Annotated in this window: 8 protein-coding genes; 5 read left to right on the top strand and 3 right to left on the bottom strand. The window is 71.1% G+C overall.

The annotated features are described in order from the left end of the window. Positions 1–38: 38 nt before the first annotated feature. Positions 39–2,222, bottom strand: coding sequence for a transglycosylase domain-containing protein (locus tag ABD332_RS48880; protein ID WP_425552410.1), 2,184 nt, complete (start codon positions 2,220–2,222; stop codon positions 39–41). 47 nt (positions 2,223–2,269) lie between these two features. Here ABD332_RS48880 and cobC point away from each other — a divergent pair, with 47 nt between their 5' ends. The 3 genes from cobC to cobA are packed head-to-tail and all read left to right on the top strand — an operon-like array spanning position 2,270 to position 5,530. Continuing rightward, positions 2,270–3,271, top strand: a complete 1,002-nt coding sequence (gene cobC, locus ABD332_RS48875) for an Rv2231c family histidinol phosphate aminotransferase CobC (protein WP_486303847.1) — start codon at positions 2,270–2,272, stop codon at positions 3,269–3,271. 1 nt (position 3,272) lies between these two features. Beyond that, positions 3,273–4,328 (top strand): nicotinate-nucleotide--dimethylbenzimidazole phosphoribosyltransferase, encoded by a 1,056-nt coding sequence (cobT, locus tag ABD332_RS48870; RefSeq protein ID WP_344512009.1) that lies wholly within the window; start codon positions 3,273–3,275, stop codon positions 4,326–4,328. After that, positions 4,325–5,530: a uroporphyrinogen-III C-methyltransferase gene (cobA, locus tag ABD332_RS48865; protein ID WP_344512007.1), complete on the top strand. Its 1,206-nt coding sequence runs from the start codon at positions 4,325–4,327 to the stop codon at positions 5,528–5,530. The genes cobT and cobA overlap by 4 nt, the downstream gene beginning before the upstream one ends. Before the next feature lie 43 nt (positions 5,531–5,573). Here cobA and otsB read toward each other — a convergent pair whose 3' ends face one another. Together otsB and ABD332_RS48855 are read right to left on the bottom strand one after the other, a co-directional pair. Then, the gene (gene otsB, locus ABD332_RS48860) at positions 5,574–8,138 is read right to left on the bottom strand and encodes a trehalose-phosphatase (RefSeq protein WP_344512005.1); all 2,565 of its coding nucleotides are present in this window, start codon (positions 8,136–8,138) and stop codon (positions 5,574–5,576) included. A gap of 81 nt (positions 8,139–8,219) precedes the next feature. Further along, positions 8,220–9,620 (bottom strand): alpha,alpha-trehalose-phosphate synthase (UDP-forming), encoded by a 1,401-nt coding sequence (locus tag ABD332_RS48855; RefSeq protein WP_344512003.1) that lies wholly within the window; start codon positions 9,618–9,620, stop codon positions 8,220–8,222. A gap of 334 nt (positions 9,621–9,954) precedes the next feature. Here ABD332_RS48855 and ABD332_RS48850 point away from each other — a divergent pair, with 334 nt between their 5' ends. Together ABD332_RS48850 and ettA are read left to right on the top strand one after the other, a co-directional pair. After that, positions 9,955–10,311: a hypothetical protein gene (locus ABD332_RS48850; RefSeq protein ID WP_344512001.1), complete on the top strand. Its 357-nt coding sequence runs from the start codon at positions 9,955–9,957 to the stop codon at positions 10,309–10,311. Between the two features lie 81 nt (positions 10,312–10,392). Then, positions 10,393–12,072, top strand: coding sequence for an energy-dependent translational throttle protein EttA (gene ettA / locus ABD332_RS48845; protein WP_344511999.1), 1,680 nt, complete (start codon positions 10,393–10,395; stop codon positions 12,070–12,072). The last annotated feature ends 1 nt before the right edge of the window (position 12,073 follow it).

Below are 12,073 nucleotides of genomic sequence, written 5' to 3'. Positions count from 1 at the left end.
AACAAAGGCCAGCAAAACAAAAAGGCCAGCAGCGGGCGTCAGCGGCGGTTCTTGAGCATGCGGGGCTTGGCGTTCGTGCCGTGGGCGACGAGATTGCTGGGCGGCGTGAACTGGCGCACGGCGGTGCCGGCGAGCGCGTCGCGCAGCGTCTCGGCGACCGTTTCGCGGGGCTTGCCGGCGTTCGCGGAGCCGACCCGGTGCAGCGGGTTGTCGGGGTCGGCGATGAACCCGGCGATCGTCAGCCCCGGCGTCATGCCGACGAACCACGCGGCCCGGTTGTCGTCCGTCGTGCCTGACTTGCCCGCGACGGGCCGTTGGACCGTCGAGTAGACGCGCGCCGCCGTGCCCGCGCCGCCGCAGTCGCCGGTCGCCGCCTTGTACCCCGTGACGCAGCGGGCCGCGTCGATCGCGCCGCGGGCGACGTCCGGCGAGATCACCTGGGCGCAGCGGGGGCGGGCCACCGGTACACCTTGCGCATCCAGGGCCTCGGAGCCGTCCTGCTGCCGGATGGACACGACGGGGATCGGCTCGCAGTGGGTGCCGTCGGCGGCGACCGTGGCGAACGCGCCGGCCATCTCCAGCGGGGTGGTGTCGGCGACGCCCAGGGTGAAGGCGCCCCAGGTCTTCGCCTTCGCGGGGGAGGCCTGCAGCTTGTCGATGCCGGTGCGCCAGTGCAACCCGAGGCGCTCGGCCATGCGGACCGCGGCCTCGGCGCCGACGCGCTGCTCCAGCTGCACGAAGAACGTGTTGACGGACCTGCCGAAGCCCGACCACATGGTGTGCCGGCCGGTCATGGAGGCCGAGGCGTTGGAGGGGCACCAGCTGTCGACGCCGCAGTGCGCCGGGCTGTCGCGGCCCGTCTTGTACTTGGAGACGAACGTCTTCGGCGAGTTGATCGCGGTGTCCAGCGGCATGCCCTGTTCGAGGGCGGCGAGCATCGTGAACATCTTGAACGTCGACCCGGCCTGGTAGCCGGCCATGTCGCCGCCGCCGAGCAGCGGGTTGACGGTGTTCGGGTAGTTGCCGCGGAGGCGTTTGCGCTGGCGCGGGTCGGAGTGCGGGCCGTTGCTGGCGCGGTCGAGGGAGTACGTGCGGTTCACCGCCATCGCCCGCACGAGCCCGGTGCCGGGTTCGACCGCGACCTGCCCGAGAGCGTAGGCGCTGCGCGTCTTCTCCCGCTTCAGCACCTGCGCCTGCGCGATGTCCTGGACCCGCGGGTCGAGGGAGGTCGTCACGGTGTACCCGCCGCGCCGCAGCCGGTCGAGGCGCTCCTGCGGGTTGGCGCCGAGCCCGGGCTGCGCGGCCCACCAGGACCGGAACATCGCGCAGAAGAAGCCCCAGCCGGCCCGGGTCTCCAGGCAGTCGTTCGGCGGTTCGCTGAGCTTCAGCGCGATCGGGGTGGCGCGCGCGGCGGCGGCGTCGGTGGCGTTGAGGTACCCGAGCTCGGCCATCCGGTCGATGACGTAGTCGCGCCGGGCGGTGGCGGCCGCCGCGTCGGTGGCCGCCGGGTCGTACGAGGACGGCGCCTGCACCAGGCCCGCCAGCAGCGCCGCCTCGGGGACGGTGAGGTCGGCGGGGCGTTTCGAGAAGTACACCTCGGCGGCGGCGAGGACGCCGTAGGCGCGGTGACCGAAGTAGGCGACGTTGAGGTAGCGCTCCAGGATCTCGGTCTTGCTCATGTGCTTCTCGAGCTCGATGGCGAGCTTCATCTCGCGCAGCTTCCGGGCGCCGGTCTGCTCGGTCGCCTCCGACACCTCGGCGGGGGTGTCGGCGCTGTCGCGCAGCACGTTGCGCACGTACTGCATGGTGAGCGTCGACGCGCCCTGCGACACCGAGCCCGCCTTCTGGTTCGCGACGAACGCCCGCGCGACACCCTTGAAGTCGACGCCGTGGTGCTCCCAGAAGCGGGCGTCCTCGGCGGCGACGATCGCCCGTTGCATCGTGGGCGAGATCGTGTCGATGGTGGTGTACGTGCGGTACTCCTCGTAGAACTGGGCGAGGAGGGTCGTGCCGTCGGCGGCGTAGACGTGGCTGGTCTGCGCCGGCAGGGAGGACCGCAGCGCGCCGACCGGCATCGACAGGGCGTCGGTGCCGCGCTTCACGCCCACGCCGGTGAGCGCGACCATGGGATAGACCAGGGCGGCGATCGCGAGCCCTACGATGAGGCCGGTCCGGACGAGGGCCAGGAATCCGCCGGCCACTCGCAGCGTGCGCGCGATCACACCTCCAAGCTAGGACAATTCGCCGTGCCGTACGCGACGATCGCCTGATGCTGCGGTTCCACGGCGATGCCGAGGTCGCGCCCGGTCTGGTCGACCTGGCGGTCAACGTGCGACAGGAGACGCCCCCGTCGTGGCTCACGGAGCCGGTCGCGGCGTCCCTGGCGCACCTCGCGCGGTACCCGGACCGGACGGAGGCGACCGCGGCGATCGCGGCGCGGCACGGCCGGCCGGTGGACGAGGTGCTGCTGACGGCCGGCGCGGCGCAGGCGTTCACGCTGCTCGCTCAGGTGCTGCGCCCCCGGCACGCGGTGGTGGTGCATCCGCAGTTCACCGAGCCGGAGAGCGCGCTGCTGACCGTGGGGCACGCCGTGGACCGGCTGCTGCTGTCGGCCGACGACGGATTTGCACTGAAAAATCCGCCGGAATCGGCCGACCTCGTCATAGTCGGCAACCCCACCAATCCAACCTCATGTCTGCATAAATCCGGACAAATCGCGGGGTGGGTCCGGCCCGGCCGGACGGTCGTCGTTGACGAGGCGTTCGCCGACACCGTCCCGGGCGAGCCCGAGTCGCTCAGCGGCAACCGCGACGTCGTCGTCATCCGCAGCCTGACCAAGACCTGGGGCCTCGCCGGCCTGCGCATCGGCTACGTCCTCGGCCCCCGCGACCTGATCGCCGAGCTCGACCGGCACGCGCCGCTGTGGAGCGTCTCCACCCCCGCCCTCGCCGCCGCCACCGCCTGCGCGTCGCCCCTCGCGGTCCAGACCGAGCGGGCCATCGCCGAGCGGCTCACGGCGGACCGCGACCACCTCGTCGCCGCGCTGCGAGCCGCCGGTGTGGAGATCGCCGGTGTACCGCGCAGCTCGTTCGTCCTGGTCAGGGTCGTCGATGGCGGGCGGGTCCGGCACGCCCTGCGCGGGCACGGGTTCGCGGTGCGACGTGGCGAAACGTTCCCGGGACTGGGCCCGGACTGGTTACGTATTGCGGTGCGGGACACTGCCACGAGTGACGCGTTCGTCGCGGTGTTGTCCAACGTACTGGGAGGGTGACGTGCTCACTGAGACATTTTCTGGGACACTCGCGGCGATCCGGCCGCTCGACGACGAGGCGATCGCGGCGGCCAGGGCGCTGCAGGCCAGGCTGACCAAGCCGCCGGGGTCCCTCGGCGCGCTGGAGATGCTGGCGGTGCGCATGGCGGGCCTCGCCGGCGCCTGCCCGCCCCCCATCCCGCAGCCCGCCGCGCTGGCGATCTTCGCCGGCGACCACGGCGTGCACGCGCAGGGGGTGACGCCGTGGCCGCAGGAGGTCACCGCGCAGATGGTCGCCAACTTCCTGGCCGGTGGCGCGGTCGTCAACGCGTTCGCCCGGCAGTGCGGCGCGAGCGTGACCGTCGTCGACGTCGGCGTGAAGGCGACCCTCGACCCCGCCGACGGCCTGGAGCTGCGCAAGGTCCGCCCCGGCACCCGGGACCTGAGCGCCGGGCCGGCGATGACCCGCGAGGAGGCGCTCCAGGCGATCGAGGTCGGCATCGACATCGCCCAGCAGCTCGTCGACGGCGGCGCGAAGGTGCTGCTGACCGGCGACATGGGCATCGCCAACACCACCCCGTCGGCGGCGCTGATCGCGGCGTTCACGCACGCCGACCCCGCGTCGGTGACCGGGCTGGGCACCGGCATCGACAGCGAGACCCACGCCCGGAAGGTGGCGGTCGTCACGTCCGCGGTCGTCGCGCTGCACGCCGAGGACCCGGTCGACATCCTCGCCGCGGTCGGCGGCCTGGAGCACGCCGCCCTCGTCGGCTACATCCTGCGGGCCGCGGCGCTGCGCGTACCCGTGATCATCGATGGGGTCATCGCCGCGTCCGCGGCCCTCGCCGCCGCCGCGCTCGCCCCGGCCAGCACCTCGGCGATGATCGCCGGGCACCGGTCGGCCGAGCCCGGAGCCGGCGTGGCGCTCGGCTATCTTGAGCTGGAACCGCTCGTCGACCTGGGCCTGCGCCTGGGCGAGGGCACCGGCGCCGTCCTGGCGCTGCCGATCGTGGCCAGTGCTGTCCGCGTGTTGCACGAGGTAGCCACTTTCGACTCAGCTGGAGTAGCCCACAAGTGAACCCATACCCCCTCGGTCTGGTGCTCGACGGCTTGCGTGTCCTGGTGGTCGGCGGCGGTGCCGTGGCCACCAGGCGCGTCCCCGCACTGCTCGACGCCGCCGCGGACGTCGTGCTGGTGTCCCCCCACATCACCCCCGCCCTGCAGGCCCACGTCGACGCGGGCCGGGTCACCTGGCGCGCGCGGCGCTTCGAGCCGGGCGACATCGAGGACGCGTGGCTGGTCCACGTGGCGGTCAGCGACCCCGCCGCGGCCGCCGAGATCAGCGAGCTGGCCGCCGCCCGGCGGGTCTTCTGCGTCCGCGCCGACGACCGGCACGCCGCCACCGCCTGGACCCCCGCGGTGACCCGCCAGGGGCCGGTGACCGTCGCCGTGCTCGGCGGCGGCGACCCCGCCCGCGCCGTCGCCGTCCGTGACGCGATCGGCGAGCACCTCGCGACCGGCTCGATCCTCGCGACCACCCCGCCGGAGGCCGGCCCGGGGCGGGTCGCGCTGGTGGGCTCCGGCCCCGGCGACCCGGAGCTGCTCACGGTCCGCGGCCGCCGGCTTCTCGCGGCCGCCGACGTGGTCGTCATCGACCGGCTCGCCGCCGGCCTGCTGCTCGACGAGCTGCGCCACGACGTCGAGCTGTTCGACGCCTCGAAGATCCCCTACGGCCCGTCCGCCGCGCAGGAGGAGATCAACCGGGTGCTGGTCGACCGTGCCCGGCAGGGCAAGTTCGTCGTCCGGCTCAAGGGCGGCGACCCGTATGTCTTCGGACGTGGCGGTGAAGAGCTTCTGGCCTGTGTCGCGGCCGGTGTACCGGTGAGCGTCGTCCCCGGGATCAGCAGCTCCATCGCGGTGCCCGCCGCGGCCGGCATCCCGATCACCCACCGGGGGCTGGCGCACGAGTTCACCGTCGTCTCCGGCCATCTGGCGCCGGCGCACCCCGAGTCGCTGGTGGACTGGGCGGCCCTCGCGCGGCTGCGCGGCACGCTGAGCATCCTGATGGGCCTGAAGAACCTGCCGGCGATCGCCGCCGTCCTCCAGGAGCACGGCCGCGCGCCCGACACCCCGGTCGCGGTGATCCAGGAGGGCACGACCCGCGACCAGAAGGTCGTGCGCGCGCGGCTCTCCACGGTCGCCGACGCGGTGAAGGAGGCGGCGCTGCGCCCGCCGGCCGTGATCGTCGTCGGCCCGGTCGTCGACGCCCTCGCGACGTGAAAAGGGGGCGCCCGTCTGGGCGCCCCCTTTCAGATGCACGACGTCAGGAGCGGTCGAGCTCCAGGGCGCAGCGGATCAGGCCCAGGTGCGAGTAGGCCTGCGGGTGGTTGCCCAGGGCCCGCTCGGTCAGCGGGTCGTACTCCTCCGGCAGCAGGCCCGTCGGGCCGGCACACTCGATGAACTGGGCGAAGAGCTCCTCCGCGTCCGCCCGGCGGCCGGTGCGCAGGTACGCCTCGATCATCCAGGTCGTGCACAGGTGGAAGCCGCCCTCGACGCCCGGCAGCCCGTCGTCCCAGCGGTACCGGTACACCGTGGGACCCTCCCGCAGGTCGGCCTCGACCGCCAGGACGGTGGCGAGGAACCGCGGGTCGTCGTCGGCGAGCAGCCCCGACAGGCCGATCCACAGCACCGACGCGTCCATCTCGTCGTAGCCGTACGCGACGGTGTAGGCGCCGAGCTTCTCGTCCCAGCCCTTGTCGAGCACGTTCTCGGCGATCGTGGAGCGCAGCGGCCCCCACGACTCCGGCACGGGACGGCCGACCCGCTCGAAGAGCTGGATGCCGCGGTCCACGGTCATCCAGCACATGACCTTCGAGTAGACGTAGTGCCGGGGCCGCCGGCGCGCCTCCCAGATGCCGTGGTCGGGCTCGTGCCAGCGCCGCTCGACGGCCTCGACCATCTGCTCCATGAGGGCGAAGTCGCCGTCCTCCGGCGGGCGCAGCTCGGCGAGCGTGGTGACCAGGTCGGCGACCGGGCCGAACACGTCGAGCTGCACCTGGCCGTTGGCCGCGTTGCCGACCCGCACCGGGCGGGAGCCCGCATAGCCGGGCAGCGCCTCGATGACGGCCTCCGGCCCGAGCTCCGTGCCGTCGAGGTTGTACAGCGGGTGCAGCCGCTCCGGGTGCCCGTCGGTGTTGTCGGCGACCTTCAGCGTCCACTTCAGCAGCGACTCGGCCTCCTCGGTCGAGCCGAGGTCGACGAGCGCCTTGGCGGTCAGCGAGGCGTCGCGCAGCCAGCAGTACCGGTAGTCCCAGTTGCGCGACCCGCCGACCTCCTCCGGCAGCGACGACGTCGCCGCGGCCAGGATCGCGCCGGTCGGCTTGTGCCACAGGCCGCGCAGCGTCAGCGCGCTGCGCCGGACCAGGTCGCGGGCGACCGACGGCAGCTTCAGCGCGTCGGACCAGTCCCGCCACGCGGCCTCCGCGGCGATCTGCCGCTCCTCGAGCTGCACCCGCGGCGGCTCGATCGAGTCGGTGCCCAGCCGCAGCTCCAGCATGGCGCTGCCGCCGGTGGCGCCGAGGTCGACCGTGGCCCGGGCCAGGTCGCTGTGGCCGTCGGAGCTGATCTCCCACTCGATGCCGGGGGAGTAGAGCACCATCGGCTCGTTGGAGCCGAGCACCAGCAGGCCGTCGTCGCCGAGCGGCTGCAGGCGGATGTGCACCTGGCCGAAGTCGGGCCGGGGCACGAAGTCGACCCGGGCCCGGGAGCTGCCCGACAGCACCCGCATCAGCGAGTTGCCCGTGCGGTGGTGGTCGAGCCAGTCGGTGACGGTGAGGCCCGACCAGCGGGTCTCCACGGTCATCGTGCCCGGGCGGTACCGCTGACCCAGCGGGATCCCGCCCTTCTCCGGCTGGACCGTGAAGTGCCCCGCGGCGGTGTCGCCGAGCAGGTCGGCGAAGACCGCGCCGGAGTCCGGCTTCGGGTGGCACAGCCAGGTGACCCGGGCGGCCGGCGTGAGCAGTGCGACGGTGTGGGTGTTGGAGAGCATCGAGTGCCGCTCGATCGGCACCGCCTGCTCGCCGAAGAGCCAGCGCCGCCGGGTGTGCAGCAGCAGCTCCAGCACGCCCACGGCCGCCTCGGCGTCGGGGATGCTGAAGCGGGCCAGCGTCTCGGTGCCGCCGTCGACGGAGCCGACCCTGATGCCCAGGTCGGGGCCGTGCAGGTGGGCGAACGCCTTCTCGTCGGTCGCGTCGTCGCCGAGGTACACGATGGCGCTCGCCGACACCTGCATCCGCAGCGCGTCGACCGCGAGGCCCTTGTCGGTCGGCACCACCGACAGCTCGATGACCTCCTTGCCGGTGGTCACCTCGATGTCGGGCCACAGCGCCGCACCGCTGCGCACCGCGTCGAAGACCCGCCCGGCGACGTCGCGCGGCGCCGCGCGGGTGTGCACCGCGACGCTGGCCGGTTTGGCCTCCAGGCGCACGCCCGGCTGGTCGCGGCAGATCGCGGTGAGCGCCGCGTGCAGCTCCGCGCGGCGCTGCTGGCGCTCCGGCGGCAGCTCGTCGATGTAGCCGACGTCGAACTCGGAGCCGTGGCTGCCGACCAGCCGCACCTCGGCCGGCAGGCGCGAGAGTGCGGCGAGGTCGCGCAGCGCGCGGCCCGAGATCACGCCGACGGTCGTCTGTGGCAACGAGGACAACGCGCGGACGGCCGCTACGGATTCTGGGCTGGGGGTCGCCTTCGTAGGGTCGGCGACGATGGGGGCGAGAGTGCCGTCGTAGTCACATGCCACCAGAAGGTTCGGCACGCGGGCGACGCGCAGCACCGCCGCGCGGAGGTCCGGGTCGAGCGAGAGGACGCTGCCTGTCGCCGAGTTTTGGTTCATGTCCGGCCTGTTCGTGGGAGCGATGGAGGTCGTTTGGGCAATTGACGTGCACACGGCGGTGCAAGGGCGGTCGTGTGGTCGTCATGATGCTGCGCCGAGAGCGTCGAGAAACGCGTCCGCCCAGGCGCGGACGTCGTGTGAGCGCAGGTGGGAATGCATAGCATGCATCCGTTTGCGCCCTTCGACCGGGTCGACGTGGATCGCACGCATGAGTGCGTCTTTCACCCCGTCGAGGTCGTGCGGATTGCACAGGAAGGCCTGTCGCAGCTCGGCCGCCGCGCCGGCGAACTCCGACAGCACGAGCGCGCCGCCACCGTCGGCGCGGGCGCCGACATACTCCTTGGCAACGAGATTCATGCCGTCCCTCAGGGGAGTCACCATCATGACGTCGGCCGCGACGTACAACGCGGCCAGCTCAGCCCGACTGTACGACTGATGCAGGTAGTGCACGGCCGGTTGGCCAACTCGTCCGTACTCCCCATTGATCCGCCCGACCTCACGCTCAACGTTCACCCGCAGCGTCTGGTAGTGCTCCACTCGCTCCCGGCTCGGCGTAGCCACTTGTACCATCACCGTATCCGGCGCCGTGAGTCGCCCATCCGACAACAATTCACGGAAGGCCTTCAGCCTTCTTTCTATCCCCTTGGTGTAGTCGAGACGATCCACTCCCAGGATGATCGTCTTCGGCTCACCCAGCTCGGTCCTGATCGCCTTGGCTCTGGCCTGCACTTCGGGCGAGGCGGCGAGCCGCTCCATCTCCTCGACGTCGATCGAGATCGGGAAGGCCTCGGCGCGCACCGTGCGGCCCTCCCACTCCACGACGCCGCGCCGCACCCGGGTGCCCAGCAGATGTCGGGACAGTTGGACGAAGTTCTGTGCGCCGAGTGGCCGTTGGAAACCAACCAGATCGGCACCGAGCAGACCCTTGAGAAGTTCCGCCCGGCGGGGTAGTTGCATGAACAGTTCGACCGGGGGAAATGGGATGTGCAGAAAAAACCCGATCTTGAGATCGGGTCGGGTCTCGCGCAGCAGCGCCGGCACGAGCTGCAGCTGGTAGTCCTGGATCCATACGGTGGCGCCGGGTGCCGCGTCGTCGGCGACGGCCTTCGTGAACCGCTCGTTGACCAGCCGGTACGACTCCCACCATCGTCGTTTGAAGATCGGTGTCTCCACGGCGTCGTGATAGAGCGGCCACAGGCTGGAGTTGGAGAACCCCTCGTAATACCGCTCGACCTCGCCCGCGCTCAGCGCGACCGGGTGCAGCTGCACCCCGCCCGCCTCGAAGGTCTCCTCGGGCAGCTGCGCGTCCCCCGTGCCGCCCGACCAGCCCACCCACGTCCCGTTGCGCTGCTGCAGGACCGGCTCCAGTGCCGTTACGAGGCCTCCTGGGCTCCTGCGGAAGCTGACCTCGCCGTCCGGTCCGACCACCTTGTCGACCGGCAGTCGATTGGCGACCACCACGAATGCACTGTTTCCAGCCACGTGTCGTGTCCTCCCCCTGGGTGATCCACCCTCGTACTTTCAGCCTACTGATCCGCGAAGTGCCCGGCAGCATGCAGCGTCCTGGCTCACAGGTGCGATCCTGCTGGGCATGTCCTCGCACGATGCCTACGCCGAGCCCGAACGGGGCCGGACGCTCACCGTCGTCCTGCTCGCTTTGCTGATCCTGACCGTCATCGGTGCATTGTTCGGATTCGTGCTAGGGCGTCGAGACATTGATGACCCTAAGTCAAAGGCCGGCAGCGGACAGTCTTCCCGGCCTGTCGATTCCGTCACCAGCCAGGCCGCCCCGAAAGGCATGCCGTGCCCGGCGTTCATGGAGGACGGGGTCAAGAGCCGCGACGCCAAGGCGGCCTTGCCGCTGGTCCTGCAGCTGTACATCCGCACCGACCGGCACGAGGTCTGGATCTGCCTGGAGGCCGATGGCGACGGCCTGTGGTACCAAGGGCACGACAAGCGCAAGAACTTCTCGGGTGTCGACGGGTCCGGCGAGACGCCGATCGAGGGCGACAACGGCCTGCTGGTGCCGAGGGGTAACGTCACCAACGCCGGTGCCGACAAGTACATCGCGACCAACGAGGGCACCAGGTACACGGTCTCCCGGGACAAGCTCGTGATCGAGGGCAAGCAGACCACGTCGGAGGACGTGCGGGACTGGCAGCCCAAGAAGTGACGCCCGATTTGGGGGCGGGGCCGGGGGCCTGGAAAGATTGACCCGACGCGAACACAGACTTACCGGAGGTAGGGGCGCACCGTGGCGCAGTACATCTACGTGCTCGAGAAGGCGCGCAAGGCGCACGGCGACAAGGTCGTGCTCGACAACGTCACGCTGTCGTTCCTGCCCGGCGCGAAGATCGGCGTGGTCGGCCCCAACGGCGCCGGCAAGTCGAGCCTGCTCAAGATCATGGCCGGGCTCGACAAGCCGAGCAACGGTGAGGCCCGGCTCATGCCCGGCTACACCGTCGGCATGCTCCTGCAGGAGCCGCCGCTGAATGAGACCAAGACCGTCCTCGGCAACATCGAGGAGGCCGTCGCGGAGACCAAGGCGAAGCTCGCCCGGTTCAACGAGATCGCCGAGCTCATGGCGACCGACTACTCCGACGCGCTGATGGAGGAGATGGGCAAGCTCCAGGAGGAGCTCGACCACGCCGACGCGTGGGACATCGACTCCGCCCTCGCCCTGGCCATGGACGCGCTGCGCTGCCCGCCGCCGGACGCCGACGTCACCACGCTCTCCGGTGGTGAGCGCCGCCGCGTGGCGCTGTGCAAGCTGCTGCTCGAGGCGCCCGACCTGCTGCTGCTCGACGAGCCCACCAACCACCTCGACGCCGAGAGTGTCAACTGGCTGGAGCAGCACCTGCAGAAGTACGCGGGCGCCGTGCTCGCGGTCACCCACGACCGGTACTTCCTCGACCACGTCGCCGAGTGGATCGCCGAGGTCGACCGCGGCCAGGTCCACGGCTACCAGGGCAACTACTCCACCTACCTGGAGAAGAAGGCGCAGCGGCTCGCGGTCGCCGGCCGCAAGGACCAGAAACTGCAGAAGCGCCTCACCGAGGAGCTGGAGTGGGTCCGCTCCAATGCCAAGGCCCGCCAGACCAAGTCGAAGGCCCGCCTCGAGCGCTACGAGGAGATGGCCAACGAGGCCGAGAAGACCCGCAAGCTCGACTTCGAGGAGATCCAGATCCCGCCGGGCCCGCGCCTGGGCAACATGGTCATCGAGGCCAAGGAGCTGGTCAAGGGCTTCGACGAGCGCGGCGTGCTGATCGACGGGCTGTCCTTCTCGCTGCCGCGCAACGGCATCGTCGGCATCATCGGCCCCAACGGCGTCGGCAAGACCACGCTCTTCAAGACCATCGTGGGCCTGGAGGACCCCGACGCCGGCCAGGTCCGCGTCGGTGAGACGGTCAAGCTGTCCTACGTCGACCAGAGCCGGTCGGGCCTCGACGGCGACAAGACGGTCTGGGAGGTCGTCTCCGACGGCCTCGACCACCTGATGGTCGGCAAGGTCGAGATGCCGTCCCGGGCGTATGTCGCGGCGTTCGGCTTCAAGGGCCCCGACCAGCAGAAGCCGACGAAGGTCCTGTCCGGCGGCGAGCGCAACCGGCTCAACCTGGCGCTGACGCTGAAGATCGGCGGCAACGTGCTGCTGCTCGACGAGCCGACCAACGACCTCGACGTCGAGACGCTGTCGTCGCTGGAGAACGCGTTGCTGGAGTTCCCGGGCTGCGCCGTGGTCATCTCCCACGACCGGATGTTCCTCGACCGGGTCGCGACCCACATCCTCGCCTGGGAGGGCGACGAGAAGGACCCGGCCAAGTGGTTCTGGTTCGAGGGCAACTTCGAGTCGTACGAGAAGAACAAGGTCGACCGGCTCGGCCAGGAGGCGGCGCGCCCGCACAGCGTCACCTACCGCAAGCTCACCCGCGACTGAG

Origin of the sequence: Dactylosporangium maewongense (assembly GCF_039531485.1) — a bacterium.
GTDB classification, from domain to species: domain Bacteria; phylum Actinomycetota; class Actinomycetes; order Mycobacteriales; family Micromonosporaceae; genus Dactylosporangium; species Dactylosporangium maewongense.
This window is presented reverse-complemented; position numbering and strand designations above follow the sequence as displayed.